At 58.9% G+C, this 16317-nt stretch carries 13 protein-coding genes; all 13 read left to right on the top strand.

Translation table 11 applies throughout. The features are described 5' to 3' along the window. Positions 1-2 precede the first annotated feature (2 nt). The 13 genes from K7H94_RS15330 (at position 3) to lpxC (ending at position 16066) form a co-directional block, all read left to right on the top strand. On the top strand, positions 3-1772 hold the full coding sequence (locus K7H94_RS15330) for a peptidoglycan glycosyltransferase FtsI (protein ID WP_088516656.1): 1770 nt from the start codon (positions 3-5) through the stop codon (positions 1770-1772). Beyond that, positions 1759-3246, top strand: coding sequence for a UDP-N-acetylmuramoyl-L-alanyl-D-glutamate--2,6-diaminopimelate ligase (gene murE, locus K7H94_RS15325; RefSeq protein ID WP_222951286.1), 1488 nt, complete (start codon positions 1759-1761; stop codon positions 3244-3246). The genes K7H94_RS15330 and murE overlap by 14 nt, the downstream gene beginning before the upstream one ends. Then, the gene (gene murF, locus K7H94_RS15320; protein WP_222951285.1) at positions 3243-4604 is read left to right on the top strand and encodes a UDP-N-acetylmuramoyl-tripeptide--D-alanyl-D-alanine ligase; all 1362 of its coding nucleotides are present in this window, start codon (positions 3243-3245) and stop codon (positions 4602-4604) included. Before murE ends, murF begins: the two co-directional genes overlap by 4 nt. Further along, positions 4598-5680, top strand: a complete 1083-nt coding sequence (gene mraY / locus K7H94_RS15315) for a phospho-N-acetylmuramoyl-pentapeptide-transferase (RefSeq protein WP_021507563.1) — start codon at positions 4598-4600, stop codon at positions 5678-5680. The genes murF and mraY overlap by 7 nt, the downstream gene beginning before the upstream one ends. Before the next feature lie 2 nt (positions 5681-5682). Further along, positions 5683-6999, top strand: coding sequence for a UDP-N-acetylmuramoyl-L-alanine--D-glutamate ligase (gene murD / locus K7H94_RS15310; protein WP_222951284.1), 1317 nt, complete (start codon positions 5683-5685; stop codon positions 6997-6999). Beyond that, positions 6999-8213: a cell division protein FtsW gene (gene ftsW, locus K7H94_RS15305; RefSeq protein WP_021507561.1), complete on the top strand. Its 1215-nt coding sequence runs from the start codon at positions 6999-7001 to the stop codon at positions 8211-8213. The genes murD and ftsW overlap by 1 nt, the downstream gene beginning before the upstream one ends. Continuing rightward, on the top strand, positions 8210-9268 hold the full coding sequence (gene murG / locus K7H94_RS15300) for an undecaprenyldiphospho-muramoylpentapeptide beta-N-acetylglucosaminyltransferase (protein WP_059010288.1): 1059 nt from the start codon (positions 8210-8212) through the stop codon (positions 9266-9268). The genes ftsW and murG overlap by 4 nt, the downstream gene beginning before the upstream one ends. Before the next feature lie 70 nt (positions 9269-9338). After that, a complete protein-coding gene (murC, locus tag K7H94_RS15295; RefSeq protein WP_031279704.1) occupies positions 9339-10814 on the top strand; it encodes a UDP-N-acetylmuramate--L-alanine ligase in 1476 nt (491 codons plus the stop codon). Continuing rightward, positions 10807-11727: a D-alanine--D-alanine ligase gene (locus K7H94_RS15290; protein ID WP_222951283.1), complete on the top strand. Its 921-nt coding sequence runs from the start codon at positions 10807-10809 to the stop codon at positions 11725-11727. Before murC ends, K7H94_RS15290 begins: the two co-directional genes overlap by 8 nt. 1 nt (position 11728) lies before the next feature. Next, positions 11729-12568, top strand: a complete 840-nt coding sequence (gene ftsQ / locus K7H94_RS15285; protein ID WP_021507557.1) for a cell division protein FtsQ — start codon at positions 11729-11731, stop codon at positions 12566-12568. Beyond that, positions 12565-13821 carry a cell division protein FtsA gene (gene ftsA / locus K7H94_RS15280; protein WP_013507861.1) on the top strand — a complete coding sequence of 419 codons (1257 nt, stop codon included), beginning with the start codon at positions 12565-12567 and terminating at the stop codon, positions 13819-13821. The genes ftsQ and ftsA overlap by 4 nt, the downstream gene beginning before the upstream one ends. Positions 13822-13892: 71 nt before the next feature. Beyond that, on the top strand, positions 13893-15047 hold the full coding sequence (ftsZ, locus tag K7H94_RS15275; RefSeq protein WP_021507556.1) for a cell division protein FtsZ: 1155 nt from the start codon (positions 13893-13895) through the stop codon (positions 15045-15047). 101 nt (positions 15048-15148) lie between these two features. After that, the gene (gene lpxC / locus K7H94_RS15270) at positions 15149-16066 is read left to right on the top strand and encodes a UDP-3-O-acyl-N-acetylglucosamine deacetylase (protein WP_031279703.1); all 918 of its coding nucleotides are present in this window, start codon (positions 15149-15151) and stop codon (positions 16064-16066) included. Positions 16067-16317 lie beyond the last annotated feature (251 nt).

Genomic DNA, 16317 nt, shown 5'->3' with positions numbered 1-16317 from the left:
CAATGAGCGGCGCAGGCAAAACGCTGAAGTTAAGAAAACAGGAAGATAAGGCCAGCTTTGTAAGCTGGCGTTTTGCGTTGCTGTGCGGCTGTATTCTTCTTGCGCTGGGTGGATTGCTGTCGCGCGTGGCGTGGCTGCAGGTCATCAGCCCGGATAAGCTGGTGAAGGAGGGCGATTTACGTTCGCTGCGCGTGCAGGAAGTGCCTACCGCACGCGGCATGATCAGCGATCGCGCCGGACGCCCGCTGGCGGTAAGCGTGCCGGTTAACGCCATCTGGGCCGATCCCAAAGAGCTGACCGAGCACGGCGGCGTCACCGTTGATAGCCGCTGGAAAGCGCTGTCGGATGCGCTGTCGATCCCGCTCGATCAGCTGGCGGCGCGCGTCAACGCCAATCCAAAAGGGCGCTTTATTTACCTCGCCCGTCAGGTTAACCCGGCGATTGGCGAATACGTGAAAAAGCTCAAGCTGCCCGGTATTTACCTGCGTCAGGAGTCGCGGCGCTACTATCCGGCCGGCCAGGTCACTGCCCACCTGATTGGCTTCACCAACATTGACGGCCAGGGCATTGAAGGCATCGAGAAGAGCTTTGATAAATGGCTGACCGGCGAGCCGGGCGAACGTACCGTGCGCAAAGACCGCTACGGGCGGGTGATTGAAGATATCTCCTCGGTCGACAGTCGCGCCGCGCACAACCTGACGCTGAGCATCGACGAGCGCCTGCAGGCGCTGGTGTACCGCGAACTGAACAATGCCGTTGCCTTCAACAAAGCCGAATCGGGCACTGCGGTGCTGGTGGACGTGAACACCGGCGAAGTGCTGGCGATGGCCAACAGCCCGGCTTACAACCCCAATAATCTCAGCAACACGCCGAAAGACGTCATGCGTAACCGCGCTATTACCGACATCTTCGAGCCAGGTTCCACCGTGAAGCCAATGGTGGTGATGACCGCACTGCAGCGTGGCGTGGTGAAAGAGAACAGCGTTCTGAACACCGTGCCGTATCGCGTCAATGGCCATGAGATCAAAGACGTGGCGCGCTACAACGAATTGACCCTTACCGGGGTTCTGCAGAAGTCGAGTAACGTCGGGGTTTCGCGCCTCGCGTTAGCGATGCCCTCCTCAGCGCTGGTAGAAACTTACGCGCGCTTTGGCCTGGGTAAACCGACCAATTTGGGGCTGGTCGGGGAAAGTAGTGGCTTATACCCTCAAAAACAACGGTGGTCTGACATAGAGAGGGCCACCTTCTCTTTCGGCTATGGGCTAATGGTAACGCCGTTACAGTTAGCGCGAGTCTACGCAACCATTGGCAGCTACGGCATCAATCGCCCGCTGTCGATTACCAAAGTTGACCCGCCGGTGGCGGGCGAGCGTGTTTTCCCGGAAGACCTGGTGAAAACCGTGATGCACATGATGGAAAGCGTGGCGCTGCCGGGTGGCGGTGGTGTTAAAGCCGCCATCAAGGGCTATCGCATCGCGATCAAAACCGGTACCGCGAAAAAAGTCGGGCCGGACGGACGCTACGTCAATAAATACATTGCTTACACCGCGGGCGTTGCGCCTGCCAGTCACCCGCGTTTTGCGCTGGTGGTGGTAATCAACGATCCCCAGGCCGGTAAATATTATGGTGGTGCGGTTTCTGCACCGGTATTTGGCGCCATCATGGGCGGTGTGCTGCGCACCATGAACATTGAACCGGATGCGCTGCCAACGGTGGATAAAAACGAGTTGGTGAAGAATAAGAGAAGTGAGGAATCAAGTGACAGATCGTAACCTGCGCGACTTGCTGGCCCCGTGGGTGCCTGGCGCGCCGGCGCGTCCACTCCGTGACATGACACTGGACAGCCGCGCTGCGGCTGCTGGCGATCTGTTTATCGCCGTGGCGGGCCATCATGCTGATGGACGTCGATTTATTCCACAGGCCATCGCCCAGGGTGTGGCGGCGATCATTGCCGAGGCTGAAGGCGAAGCCAGCGATGGGGATATCCGCGAGATGCACGGCGTCCCGGTTATCTATCTGGCCCAGCTGCCGCAGCGCCTTTCCGCGCTGGCCGGGCGTTTCTACCAGCAGCCGGCTGAAAAATTAAAGCTGATTGGTGTGACCGGCACTAACGGCAAAACCACCACCACGCAGCTGATTGCGCAGTGGGCCAACCTGCTGGGCGAAACCGGCGCGGTGATGGGCACGGTGGGCAATGGCCTGTACGGTCAGCTGGTGCCGAGTGAAAACACCACCGGTTCGGCGGTAGATGTACAGCATATTCTGCACGACCTGGTCGGGCAGGGGGCTACCGTGGCAGCGATGGAAGTTTCTTCGCACGGTCTGGTGCAGCATCGCGTGGCCGCGCTGCCGTTTGCCGCCGCGGTATTTACCAATCTGAGTCGCGATCACCTTGATTATCACGGTGACATGCAGGGCTACGAATCGGCCAAGTGGCTGCTGTTCTCTGAGCATCAGGTAGGCGAGGCCATCATCAACGCTGATGATGAAGTGGGCCGCCGCTGGCTGGAAAAATTACCGGATGCCGTGGCTGTCACGCTGGGCAACAACCTGCAGCCCGGCTGTCGTGGCCGCTGGCTGCAGGCGACGGCGATCGATTATCACGACGGCGGCGCACACGTGCAGTTCAGTTCGAGCTGGGGCAAAGGCGAGTTTGACAGCCGCCTGATGGGCGCCTTTAACGTCAGCAATCTGCTGCTGGCGCTGGCGACACTGCTGACGCTGGATTATCCGCTCGACACGCTGGTGGCCAGTGCCAGCCAGCTGCAGCCGGTGTGCGGTCGTATGGAAGTGTTCACCGCCGCGCACAAGCCGACGGTGGTGGTGGATTACGCACATACGCCAGACGCGCTGGAAAAAGCGCTGGAAGCGGCCCGGCTGCACTGCAAGGGTCAGCTGTGGTGCGTATTTGGCTGCGGTGGCGACCGTGACAAAGGCAAACGTCCACTGATGGGCGCGATTGCCGAACAGTTTGCCGATATCGTGGTGATCACCGATGACAACCCGCGGAGCGAAGAGCCGACGGCGATTGTTAACGACATTCTCACCGGCCTGCTCGATCCGGGCCGGGCTCGCGTCATTGCAGGACGAGCGCAGGCGGTTACCCATGCGGTGATGCAGGCCAGCGCCGACGACATCGTGCTGGTGGCCGGTAAGGGCCATGAAGATTATCAAATCATCGGCAACCGCCGCCTTGACTACTCTGACCGCGACACCGTCGCCCGTTTGCTGGGGGTAATGGCATGATTCCGGTTACGCTGAAAACCCTGGCAGAGATTTGCGGTGGGCAGCTGCACGGCAGCGATCTCACTATTGCGGATGTCACCACGGATACCCGTAAAGTCACCCCAGGCAGCCTGTTTGTGGCGCTGGTGGGCGAACGTTTTGATGCGCACGATTTTGCCGCCGACGCTATCGCCAGTGGCGCACAGGCGCTGCTGGTGAATCGTCGTTTAGCGGTTGACGTGCCGCAGGTGGTGGTCGCTGACACGCGTATCGCCTTTGGTCAGCTCGGCGCCTGGGTGCGTCAGCAGTCGAAAGCGCGCGTGGTGGGGCTGACCGGCTCCTCCGGTAAAACCTCAGTAAAAGAGATGACCGCGGCGATTCTGCGCCAGTGCGGTGAAACGCTGTATACCGCCGGTAATCTCAACAACGATTACGGCGTGCCGATGACGCTGCTGCGTCTTACCCCGCAACACGCGTATGCCGTGATTGAAATGGGCGCGAACCATCAGGGTGAAATCGCCTACACCACCAATCTGGTGCGTCCGGAAACCGCGCTGGTCAACAATCTGGCGGCGGCGCATCTGGAAGGCTTCGGTTCGCTGGCGGGCGTGGCAAAAGCCAAAGGCGAAATCTTTGGCGGCTTACCGGTGCACGGCACCGCAATCATCAACGCTGACAGCAACGATCTGCCCAACTGGCAGCCGCAGTTTGCTGATAAAACCCTGTGGCGCTTTTCGCCGCAGCCGATGGCAGACGCGGAGTTCCGCGCCAGCGATATCGTACTGCGCGCTGACGCCACGCTGTTTACCCTGCACACGCCGCGCGGCGACATCGCCGTCGAGCTGCCGCTGCCGGGTCGGCACAATATCGCTAATGCGCTGGCTGCTGCCGCGCTGGCGCTGTCGGTTGACGCGCCGTTAACCGCTATCCAGTCTGGCCTTAAAACCTTACAGCCTGTTCCTGGGCGCCTGTTCCCGATTCGCCTCGCCGGTAATCAGCTGCTGCTGGATGACAGCTACAACGCCAACGTCGGTTCGATGACCGCCGCTGCGCAGGTGCTGGGCGATATGCCGGGCTTCCGCGTCATGGTGGTCGGCGACATGGGCGAGCTGGGCGACGAAGCCGAAGCCTGTCATCGTCAGGTGGGCGAAGCGGCGAAAGCCGCTGGTATTGATTGTGTGCTGAGCACCGGCAGCTTCAGCCATTTGATTAGTGAAAGCAGCGGCCGGGGCGAACATTTCGCCAGTAAAGCTGAACTGACTGAACGTTTACGCACGCTGCTGTCCCAACATGCGGACATCACTATTTTGGTTAAAGGTTCACGTAGTGCCGCCATGGAGCAGGTAGTACAGAGCTTACAGGAGAAAGGAACATGCTAGTCTGGCTGGCCGAACATCTGGTCGCATTTTATTCCGGCTTTAACGTCTTTTCCTATCTGACGTTTCGCGCCATTGTCAGCCTGCTGACCGCTCTGTTCATCTCTTTATGGATGGGCCCGCGCCTGATCGCCTGGCTGCAGAAACTGCAGATTGGCCAGGTGGTACGTAACGATGGTCCGGAGTCGCACTTCAGCAAGCGCGGCACGCCGACCATGGGCGGCATAATGATTCTGACCTCCATCACGGTTTCGGTGCTGATGTGGGCTTATCCGTCCAATCCTTACGTCTGGTGTGTGCTGGTGGTATTGGTCGGTTTTGGCGTAATTGGCTTCGTTGATGACTACCGCAAAGTGGTGCGTAAAGACACTAAAGGCCTGATCGCGCGCTGGAAATATTTCTGGATGTCGGTGATTTCGCTTGGTGTGGCGTTCGCGCTGTTCATCGCTGGTAAAGATACGCCTGCCACACAGCTGGTGGTGCCATTCTTCAAAGATGTTATGCCGCAGCTCGGCCTGTTCTACGTGGTGCTGGCCTACTTTGTGATCGTCGGAACCGGTAATGCGGTCAACCTGACGGACGGTCTGGATGGCCTGGCCATCATGCCAACGGTGTTTGTCGCAGCGGGATTTGCGCTGGTGGCCTGGGCGACCGGTAACGTGAAATTTGCCGAGTATCTGCACATCCCGTATCTGCGTCACGCCGGTGAGCTGGTGATTGTCTGTACCGCGATTGTCGGGGCCGGTCTCGGCTTCCTGTGGTTCAACACCTATCCGGCGCAGGTCTTTATGGGCGACGTGGGGTCGCTGGCGCTGGGTGGCGCACTGGGTACGCTGGCAGTGCTGCTGCGTCAGGAATTTTTGCTGGTGATCATGGGCGGCGTATTTGTGGTCGAGACGCTGTCGGTGATTCTGCAGGTGGGGTCGTTTAAGCTGCGCGGTCAGCGTATTTTCCGCATGGCACCGATTCACCACCACTATGAATTGAAAGGCTGGCCGGAGCCGCGCGTGATCGTGCGCTTCTGGATTATTTCGCTGATGCTGGTGCTGATTGGCCTGGCAACGCTCAAGGTACGTTAATCATGGCTGACTATCGGGGCAGAAAAGTCGTCATCATTGGATTAGGCATTACCGGCCTCTCCTGTGTTGATTTCTTCCTCGCGCAGGGCGTAACGCCCCGCGTGATGGATACCCGTTTGTCACCGCCGGGGCTGGACAAACTGCCAGAGCAGGTGGAGCGCCACGTTGGCGGTATCAACAGCGACTGGCTGCTGGCGTGCGATTTGATCATCGCCAGCCCGGGCATCGCGCTGGCGCACCCGGCGCTGAGCGAAGCGGCTGACGCCGGCATTGAAATTGTCGGCGATATCGAACTGTTCTGCCGTGAAGCGCAGGCGCCGATTGTGGCGATCACCGGTTCCAATGGCAAAAGTACTGTCACCACGCTGGTGGGCGAAATGGCGCGCGCCGCGGGCTGGCAGGTGGGCGTAGGCGGCAACATTGGGCTGCCAGCGCTGACGCTGCTTAAATCGCCGGCGCAGCTGTATGTGCTGGAGCTCTCCAGCTTCCAGCTGGAAACCACCTACAGCCTGAAAGCGGCGGCGGCAACCATCCTCAACGTCACTGAGGATCATATGGATCGCTATCCGCTCGGCATGCAGCAGTACCGCGCCGCTAAATTACGCATCTATGAAAACGCGGATATCTGCGTGGTGAATGCAGACGATGGCATGACCATGCCGGTGCGCGGCGCCGATCGCCGCTGCGTCAGCTTTGGCATCGACGTTGGCGATTATCACCTCAACCAGCAGCAGGGCAGTACCTGGCTGCGGGTGAAGGGCGAGAAAGTCCTTAATACCGACGAGATGAAGCTGGTCGGGCAGCACAATTACACCAATGCGCTGGCCGCGCTGGCGCTGGCCGATGCGGTGAATATCCCGCGCGCCTCCAGCCTGAAAGCGTTAACCACCTACAGCGGCCTGCCGCATCGCTTCCAGCTGGTGCACGAAGCGCATGGCGTGCGCTGGATTAATGATTCGAAAGCCACCAACGTGGGCAGCACCGAAGCCGCGCTTAACGGCCTGCAGGTGAAAGGTACGCTGTGGCTGCTGCTGGGTGGCGATGGCAAAGGGGCGGACTTTACGCCGCTGACGCGCTATCTGCAGGGCGACAACGTGCGGCTGTTCTGCTTTGGCCGTGACGGCGACGCGCTGGCCGCGCTGCGTCCGGCAGTGGCGACGCGCACCGACACGCTCGAACAGGCGATGACGCAGATTGCCGCGCAGGTGCAGGCGGGCGACCTGGTGCTGCTGTCACCGGCGTGCGCCAGCCTCGACCAGTTCCGTAATTTTGAACAGCGCGGCGATCGCTTCGCGCAACTGGCGAAGGAGCTGAGCTGATGCGTATTCCCGGAGCCAGTATCGCCAGTTTTATTTCGCTGCGCCTGCGTGATTGGGTGATGGGCGCGCGCGACAACGACGACGCGCCGGTGGTGCTATATGACCGCACGCTGCTGTGGCTGACATTTGGCCTGGCGATTATCGGTTTTGTCATGGTCACCTCGGCGTCGATGCCGGTTGGACAGCGTCTTAACGACGATCCGTTCTACTTTGCCAAGCGTGATGCCTTTTATATCGCACTGGCGCTGGGGATGGCGTTAGTGACGCTGCGCGTACCGATGGATTTCTGGCAGCGCTACAGTAACGCGATGCTGATGGCTTCGGTGGCGATGCTGCTGATCGTACTGGTGGTCGGTAGCTCGGTTAACGGCGCATCGCGCTGGATCGCGCTCGGGCCGCTGCGTATTCAGCCGGCGGAGTTATCCAAGCTGTCGCTGTTCTGCTATCTCGCCAGCTATCTGGTGCGCAAAGTGGAAGAGGTGCGGAACAACTTCTGGGGCTTCTGTAAGCCGATGGGCGTGATGGTGGTGCTGGCGGTGCTGCTGCTGGCCCAGCCGGACCTCGGCACCGTGGTGGTGCTGTTTGTTACCACGCTGGCGATGCTGTTCCTGGCGGGCGCCAAACTGTGGCAGTTCCTGGCGATTATCGGCTCCGGCATTTTCGCCGTGGTGCTGCTGATTATCGCGGAACCTTACCGTATGCGCCGCGTGACCTCCTTCTGGAACCCGTGGGAAGATCCGTTCGGCAGCGGCTACCAGCTGACTCAGTCGCTGATGGCGTTTGGCCGCGGTGAGTTCTGGGGTCAGGGCCTGGGCAACTCGGTGCAGAAACTGGAGTATCTGCCGGAAGCGCATACCGACTTTATCTTCTCAATTATCGGTGAAGAGTTGGGTTATGTCGGTGTGGTTTTGGCGCTGTTGATGGTATTCTTCGTCGCTTTTCGCGCAATGTCGATTGGCCGTCGCGCGCTGGAAATCGACCAGCGTTTTTCCGGCTTCCTCGCCTGTTCCATTGGCGTGTGGTTTAGCTTCCAGGCGCTGGTTAACGTTGGTGCGGCGGCGGGTATGCTGCCGACCAAGGGCCTGACGCTGCCGCTGATCAGTTACGGTGGATCGAGTCTGATCATTATGTCGACCGCCATCGTGTTTTTATTGCGCATAGATTATGAAACGCGTCTGGCAAAAGCCCAGGCGTTTACCCGAGGTGCCCGATGAGTGGTAAACGGCTGATGGTCATGGCAGGGGGTACCGGCGGACATGTGTTCCCCGGACTGGCCGTGGCGCATCATCTGATCGAACAAGGCTGGCAGGTGCGCTGGCTGGGAACCGCAGACCGGATGGAAGCCGATCTGGTGCCAAAGCATGGCATCGATATCGACTTCATCCGCATCAGCGGACTGCGCGGTAAAGGCGTAAAGGCCCTGCTGCTGGCACCGGTGCGCATCTTCAATGCGTGGCGCCAGGCGCGCCGCATCATGAAAAACTGGCAGCCGGATGTGGTGCTGGGCATGGGCGGATATGTTTCCGGTCCGGGCGGCCTTGCGGCGTGGAGTTGCGGCATCCCGGTGGTGCTGCACGAGCAGAACGGTATTGCCGGGCTGACCAATAAGTGGCTGGCGAAAATCGCTACCACAGTGATGCAGGCCTTTCCGGGCGCGTTCCCCACTGCTGAGGTGGTGGGCAACCCGGTGCGTAATGATGTGCTGGCGCTGCCGCTGCCGGCGCAGCGTCTGGCACACCGCAGCGGGCCGATTCGCGTGCTGGTGATTGGCGGTAGTCAGGGCGCGCGCATCCTCAATCAGATCGTGCCGCAGGTCGCCGCCGAACTGGGTGACGCCATCACGTTGTGGCATCAGACCGGCAAAGGCGCACGTGAGACCGTGCAGCAGGCGTATCAGGCCGCTGGCCAGCCGCAGCATAAGGTCACCGAGTTCATCGATGACATGGCGCAAGCCTATGCGTGGGCCGATGTGGTGGTGTGCCGCTCCGGCGCGCTGACCGTCAGTGAAGTGGCGGCGGCGGGTTTACCGGCGATTTTCGTGCCGTTCCAGCACAAAGATCGTCAGCAGTACTGGAATGCGCTGCCGCTGGAAAAAGCCGGCGCGGCCAAAATTTTCGAGCAGCCGCAGTTTACTGCTGCGGCCGTCGCAGACACGCTGCGCCACTGGGATCGCGCCACGCTGCTGGCGATGGCGGAAAAAGCCCGCCAGGTCGCGATTCCTGATGCGACCGAGCGGGTGGCACAAGAGGTTGCGCGCGTCGCGAAGTAAGTTAACCGGTCAGTTTGACTGGCCCGCATCTGAATGCAGGTGCAAACGGGAAAACAGGTAACAGAGACAGATGAATACACAACAATTGGCAAAACTGCGTTCTATTGTGCCCGAGATGCGTCGCGTCCGGCACATCCACTTTGTCGGCATCGGCGGTGCCGGCATGGGCGGTATTGCCGAGGTGTTGGCGAACGAAGGCTATCACATTAGCGGCTCCGATCTGGCGCCCAATCCGGTTACGCAGCATCTGGCCTCGCTGGGCGCGACCATTTACTTCAACCATCGCCCGGAAAATGTTACCGACGCCAGCGTCGTCGTGGTTTCCACCGCCGTGGCGCAGGACAACCCGGAGCTGGTGGCGGCGCGTGAGCAGCGTATCCCGGTGATCCGCCGGGCGGAGATGCTGGCTGAGCTGATGCGTTTCCGTCACGGCATCGCGATTGCCGGCACGCACGGTAAAACCACCACCACTGCGATGGTGACCAGTATTTATGCGGAAGGCGGTCTCGATCCGACGTTCGTCAATGGCGGTCTGGTTAAAGCGGCGGGTACGCACGCGCGCCTCGGCAGCAGCCGTTATCTGATTGCGGAAGCGGACGAAAGCGACGCGTCTTTCCTGCATCTGCAACCGATGGTGGCGATTGTCACTAACATCGAAGCGGATCACATGGATACCTATCAGGGCGATTTTGAGAACCTGAAGCAGACGTTTATTAACTTCCTGCACAACCTGCCGTTTTACGGGCGCGCGGTGATGTGCGTGGACGATGTGGTGATTCGCGATCTGATTCCGCGCGTGGGCCGTCAGGTCACCACCTATGGTTTCAGCGACGATGCGGATGTGCGGGTCGAAAACTACGAACAGCGCGGCGCGCAGGGCCACTTCACCCTGATTCGTCAGGACAAACCGGTGCTGCACGTGACGCTGAATGCGCCGGGTCGCCATAACGCGCTGAACGCCGCGGCAGCCGTGGCGGTTGCCAGCGAAGAGGGCATTGACGACAACGCTATTCTGGCGGCGCTGGAGAGTTTCCAGGGCACCGGTCGACGTTTCGATGTGCTGGGCGAGTTTGACACCGCAGCCGTTAACGGTAAGCCAGGCAGCGCGATGCTGGTCGACGATTATGGCCATCATCCGACCGAAGTGGATGTCACCATCAAAGCGGCGCGCGCCGGCTGGCCAGAGAAAAAGCTGGTGATGGTGTTTCAGCCGCATCGCTACACGCGCACCCGCGACCTGTTCGATGATTTCGCCAATGTGCTGTCACAGGTGGATGTGTTACTGATGCTGGATGTCTACCCGGCGGGCGAAGCCGCTATTCCGGGCGCGGACAGCCGTTCACTCTGCCGTGCCATCCGCAATCGCGGCAAGGTTGATCCGATTCTGGTCTCCGAGCACGAAGCGCTGCCGGATGCGCTGGCGCCGCTGCTGTCCGGCGACGATCTGGTGATTGTGCAGGGCGCCGGCAACATCGGCAAAATTGCCCGCAAGCTGGCTGAGATTCAGCTGCAGCCGGCTCTGAACACGGAGGCGCGCCATGGCTGAGAAAGTCGCGGTATTGATGGGCGGTACCTCCGCCGAGCGTGAGGTGTCACTGATGTCCGGCAGCGCGGTGCTGGCGGGACTGCGCGAGATGGGCATTGATGCGCACGGTGTCGACACCCGTGACGTCTCAGTGCTGGACCTCCGGCAGCAGGGCTTTGCCAAAGTGTTTATCGCGCTGCACGGTCGCGGTGGCGAAGACGGCACGCTGCAGGCGCTGCTGGAGTTTCTGCAACTGCCCTACACCGGCAGCGGCGTCATGGCGTCGGCCATCACCATGGATAAACTGCGCAGCAAACTGCTGTGGCAGGGCAGGGGGTTACCGGCGGGCAAATTTGTCTGGCTGACGCGCCAGCAGTATGAGCAGGGGCTGGATGCTGCAGCGCAGGCGTCGATCGCCGCGCTCGGACTGCCGCTGTTTGTGAAGCCAAGCTGTGAAGGTTCCAGCGTTGGCATCAGCCGCGTGAACCAGGCGGAAGCGCTGCCAGCCGCGCTGCAGGAGGCGTTTCGCCATGATGATGACGTGCTGGTGGAAGCTTTTCTCAGCGGTGCCGAATACACCGTGGGCATCGTCGGCGACGAAATTCTGCCGTCAATCAGAATTCAGACCGCCAGCGAGTTCTATGACTATGAAGCAAAATACATTTCTGACGATACTCAATACTTCTGCCCGAGCGGCCTGAGTGCGGAGAAAGAGGCGGAACTGCAGACATTAGTGCTGGCCGCGTGGCGCGCGTTAGGCTGCAGCGGCTGGGGACGGGTTGATGTGATGGTCGACGGTGACGGCAATTTCCAGCTGCTGGAAGTGAACACCTCGCCAGGCATGACCAGCCACAGCCTGGTGCCGATGGCGGCAAAGCAGGCGGGATACAGCTTCCCGCAACTGGTGGCGCGCATTCTGGAGCTGGCTGACTGATATGTCTCAGGCGGCACTGCGCGTAAGAAATCGCGAACCTCAGGAGCGTGCGCGCTCCGGACGGAGCAACGGAGCACGGCTGTTTGGCATCGTGTTCCTGCTGCTGGTGATGGGCATCATGGTGGCTGGCGGCCTAGTGGTGCTGAAGTGGATGAACGATGCGTCGCGACTGCCGCTGTCGAAGCTGGTGGTGACGGGCGAAACCCACTACACCACGCACGATGATATTCGTCAGGCGATTTTATCGCTCGGCGCGCCGGGAACGTTCATGTCGCAGAACGTGGACATTATCCAGCAGCAGATCGAGCGGTTACCGTGGATTAAACAGGTTAGCGTGCGCAAGCAGTGGCCTGATGAGCTGAAGATAAACCTGGTGGAGTACGTCCCGGTGGCACGCTGGAATGACTCGCACATGGTGGACGCCGATGGCGTCTCCTTCAGCGTCCCGGCCAGCCACATCGGCAAAGAGACGTTGCCGATGCTGTATGGTCCGGAAGGCAGTGAGAAAGAGGTATTGGCCGGCTATCACACCATGAGTGATGTGCTGCGGGCCAGTAAGTTTACCCTGAAGGTCGCGTCGATGACGGCGCGGCGCTCGTGGCAGCTGGTGACCAGCGACGATGTGCGCATCGAACTGGGGCGCAGCGATACCATGAAGCGTCTGAACCGTTTTATTGAGCTCTATCCGGAGTTGCAGCAGCAGGGCCAGAGTCAGAACCAGCGTATCAGCTATGTTGATCTACGCTATGACTCCGGCGCCGCAGTAGGCTGGGCACCGGCACCGATTGAGCCACAGGACAGTAATCAGCAACAAAACCAGGCACAGGCTAAACCACAATGATCAAGGCAACGGACAGAAAACTGGTAGTAGGACTTGAAATCGGCACTGCGAAGGTCGCCGCCCTGGTTGGGGAAATTCTGCCCGATGGTATGGTCAACATTATTGGCGTCGGCAGCTGCCCGTCCCGCGGTATGGACAAAGGCGGCGTGAACGATCTGGAGTCGGTGGTGAAGTGCGTTCAGCGCGCCATCGACCAGGCGGAATTGATGGCAGACTGCCAGATTTCGTCGGTATACCTTGCTTTATCGGGCAAACATATTAGTTGTCAGAACGAAATCGGGATGGTTCCGATTTCCGAAGAGGAAGTCACTCAGGATGATGTGGAAAACGTGGTGCATACGGCGAAATCCGTTCGCGTGCGCGACGAACATCGTATTCTGCATGTGATTCCACAGGAATACGCCATCGATTATCAGGAAGGCATTAAAAATCCGGTTGGCCTTTCCGGCGTGCGTATGCAGGCCAAGGTGCATCTCATCACCTGCCACAACGATATGGCAAAAAATATCGTGAAAGCCGTTGAACGTTGTGGCCTGAAAGTTGACCAACTGATTTTTGCCGGACTGGCATCCAGTTTTTCGGTGCTGACCGAAGATGAACGTGAGCTGGGAGTCTGTGTTGTTGACATCGGTGGCGGTACAATGGATATCGCGGTGTACACCGGCGGCGCGCTGCGTCATACCAAAGTGATTCCCTATGCCGGGAACGTGGTGACCAGTGATATCGCCTATGCCTTTGGCACACCGCCAACCGACGCCGAAGCGATTAAAGTGCGTCATGGTTGTGCGCTGGGTTCGATTGTCGGCAAAGACGAAAACGTCGAGGTGCCGAGCGTGGGTGGACGTCCACCGCGCAGCCTGCAGCGCCAGACGCTGGCAGAAGTGATTGAGCCGCGTTACACCGAACTGCTGAATCTGGTGAACGACGAGATTCTGCAACTGCAGGAGCAACTGCGCCAGCAGGGCGTGAAGCACCATCTGGCAGCCGGTATTGTGCTGACCGGCGGTGCGGCGCAGATTGAAGGTCTGGCGGCCTGTGCACAGCGGGTGTTTCACACCCAGGTGCGCATCGGTCAGCCGCTTAACATCACCGGCCTGACGGATTATGCGCAGGAGCCGTACTACTCGACGGCGGTTGGCCTGCTGCATTACGGCAAAGAGTCACACATGAACGGTGATGCAGAAACGGAAAAACGTGCTTCAGTGGGCAATTGGTTTAAACGCATCAACAGCTGGCTGAAGAAAGAGTTTTAATTTTTTGAAAAAGGAGATCATCAGGCAATGTTTATGATCTCCAGGCGACAGGCACATAACGGAGAGAAATCATGTTTGAACCTATGGAATTAACCAATGACGCGGTGATTAAAGTCATCGGCGTCGGCGGTGGCGGTGGCAACGCCGTAGAGCACATGGTACGCGAGCGTATCGAAGGTGTGGAATTCTTCGCTGTGAATACCGACGCGCAGGCGTTGCGTAAAACGGCGGTCGGCCAGACGATTCAGATCGGGACCAATATCACCAAAGGTCTCGGTGCGGGTGCTAACCCGGAAGTCGGTCGTACCTCGGCAGAAGAGGATCGCGAAGCACTGCGTTCTGCGCTGGAAGGGGCAGACATGGTGTTTATCGCCGCGGGCATGGGTGGCGGTACCGGTACCGGTGCAGCTCCTGTGGTGGCTGAAGTAGCCAAAGATTTAGGCATCCTGACGGTTGCGGTGGTGACGAAGCCCTTCAACTTCGAAGGGAAAAAACGCATGGCGTTTGCTGAGCAGGGTATCGCAGAGCTGTCCAAACATGTTGATTCACTGATCACCATTCCTAACGACAAGCTGCTGAAAGTGCTGGGCCGTGGTATCTCTCTGCTGGATGCCTTCGGTGCGGCTAACGACGTGCTGAAAGGTGCGGTGCAGGGTATCGCAGAACTGATTACCCGTCCGGGTCTGATGAACGTCGACTTCGCCGACGTGCGTACTGTGATGTCAGAAATGGGTTACGCGATGATGGGTTCTGGCGTTGCCTGTGGTGAAGACCGTGCTGAAGAAGCGGCCGAAATGGCGATCTCCAGCCCGCTGCTGGAAGATATCGATCTGTCGGGTGCGCGTGGCGTGCTGGTCAACATCACGGCGGGCTTCGACCTGCGCCTGGATGAGTTCGAAACCGTGGGTAACACTATCCGCGCCTTCGCCTCGGACAACGCGACCGTGGTTATCGGTACTTCGCTGGATCCAGAGATGAACGACGAGCTGCGCGTCACCGTGGTGGCGACCGGTATCGGCATGGACAAGCGTCCGGAAATCACCCTGGTGACTAACAAGCCTGCGACTCAGCCGGTTATGGATCATCGCTACCAGCAGCACGGCATGGCGCCGCTGCCGCAGGAGCAGAAACCGGCCGCGAAAGTGGTGAATGACCAGCCAGCGTCATCCAGCAAAGAGCCTGACTATCTTGATATTCCAGCCTTCCTGCGTAAACAGGCAGACTAAGAATATCCTGAGAATTGGGATTCTCCGCTCTTTGTGCTAAAGTATTCGCCCGCCGGTAATTTATACTGGCGGTCGGATGGGTAATATTGCGAGATAATGCGATGATCAAACAAAGGACATTAAAACGTATTGTTCAGGCGACTGGCGTCGGTTTGCATACCGGCAAAAAAGTCACGCTGACTTTACGCCCTGCGTCGGCTAATACCGGGGTCATCTATCGTCGCACTGACTTGAATCCACCGGTTGATTTCCCGGCTGATGCAAAATACGTGCGCGACACCATGCTGAGTACCTGCCTGGTGAATGATGAAGGCGTGCGTATTTCGACGGTTGAACACCTGAATGCTGCATTGGCAGGTCTGGGTATCGACAACATTATTGTTGAAGTCGATGCGCCAGAAATTCCGATCATGGATGGCAGTGCCGCGCCTTTTGTTTATTTGCTGATGGATGCCGGTGTCGAAGAGCTGAACAGCGCGAAGAAATTCGTGCGCGTGAAGCAAACGGTACGGGTTGAAGATGGCGATAAGTGGGCCGAGATTAAACCGTACAACGGTTTTTCACTCGACTTCACCATCGACTTCAAACATCCGGCGATCGACTCAAGCTCGCAGCGTTACCAGCTCAATTTCTCGGCTGAATCCTTTGTGCGTCAGATTAGCCGTGCGCGCACCTTCGGCTTTATGCGTGAAATCGAATATCTGCAGTCTAAAGGCCTGTGCCTGGGCGGTAGTTTAGATTGTGCGATTGGCCTCGATGACTTCCGCGTATTGAATGAAGATGGCCTGCGCTTTGAAGATGAGTTCGTGCGTCACAAAATGCTGGACGCCATCGGCGACCTGTTCATGTGTGGTCATAACGTGATTGGCGCATTCTCTGCGTTCAAGTCCGGCCATGCGCTGAACAACAAACTGTTGCAGGCGGTACTGGCGAAGCAGGAAGCCTGGGAATGGGCGACCTTCGAAGACGAAGCTGAACTGCCACTGGCCTTCAAAGCGCCAAATTTAGTGCTGGCTTAATTAGTCAGCCATCAAACGGCGGGCTTCCCTGACACTCTCTCCGGTCAGTGGAACCCGCCGTTTTTTATTGCCCGCCGCTGAGGCTGTAATCCCGCTCGCAAAACCCTGTTGTCAGCGACCAAACCCTGCGCAAAAAAACGTGAAATCCGCTGTAAGCCCTTTAATCCCTGATGTCGAAGCCCCACATAAGTGCTATTATCTGGCGCTCATGTAAGCAGGGTGCGTAACGCAACTCTGGCTTAGCGCTTAAT

The organism is Pantoea dispersa, assembly GCF_019890955.1.
GTDB classification, from domain to species: Bacteria; Pseudomonadota; Gammaproteobacteria; order Enterobacterales; family Enterobacteriaceae; genus Pantoea; species Pantoea dispersa.
The sequence above is the reverse complement of the archived record's forward strand: the minus strand, read 5'-3'. Positions and strand labels throughout refer to the sequence as shown.

Excerpts from the sequence above, each read along its gene's own strand:
- murD (WP_222951284.1), top strand. The coding sequence starts at position 5,683 with ATGGCTGACTATCGGGGCAGAAAAGTCGTCATCATTGGATTAGGCATT.
- K7H94_RS15290 (WP_222951283.1), top strand. The coding sequence starts at position 10,807 with ATGGCTGAGAAAGTCGCGGTATTGATGGGCGGTACCTCCGCCGAGCGT.
- ftsZ (WP_021507556.1), top strand. The coding sequence starts at position 13,893 with ATGTTTGAACCTATGGAATTAACCAATGACGCGGTGATTAAAGTCATC.
- ftsQ (WP_021507557.1), top strand. The coding sequence starts at position 11,729 with ATGTCTCAGGCGGCACTGCGCGTAAGAAATCGCGAACCTCAGGAGCGT.
- K7H94_RS15330 (WP_088516656.1), top strand. The coding sequence starts at position 3 with ATGAGCGGCGCAGGCAAAACGCTGAAGTTAAGAAAACAGGAAGATAAG.
- ftsA (WP_013507861.1), top strand. The coding sequence starts at position 12,565 with ATGATCAAGGCAACGGACAGAAAACTGGTAGTAGGACTTGAAATCGGC.
- mraY (WP_021507563.1), top strand. The coding sequence starts at position 4,598 with ATGCTAGTCTGGCTGGCCGAACATCTGGTCGCATTTTATTCCGGCTTT.
- murC (WP_031279704.1), top strand. The coding sequence starts at position 9,339 with ATGAATACACAACAATTGGCAAAACTGCGTTCTATTGTGCCCGAGATG.
- murF (WP_222951285.1), top strand. The coding sequence starts at position 3,243 with ATGATTCCGGTTACGCTGAAAACCCTGGCAGAGATTTGCGGTGGGCAG.
- ftsW (WP_021507561.1), top strand. The coding sequence starts at position 6,999 with ATGCGTATTCCCGGAGCCAGTATCGCCAGTTTTATTTCGCTGCGCCTG.
- murG (WP_059010288.1), top strand. The coding sequence starts at position 8,210 with ATGAGTGGTAAACGGCTGATGGTCATGGCAGGGGGTACCGGCGGACAT.
- lpxC (WP_031279703.1), top strand. The coding sequence starts at position 15,149 with ATGATCAAACAAAGGACATTAAAACGTATTGTTCAGGCGACTGGCGTC.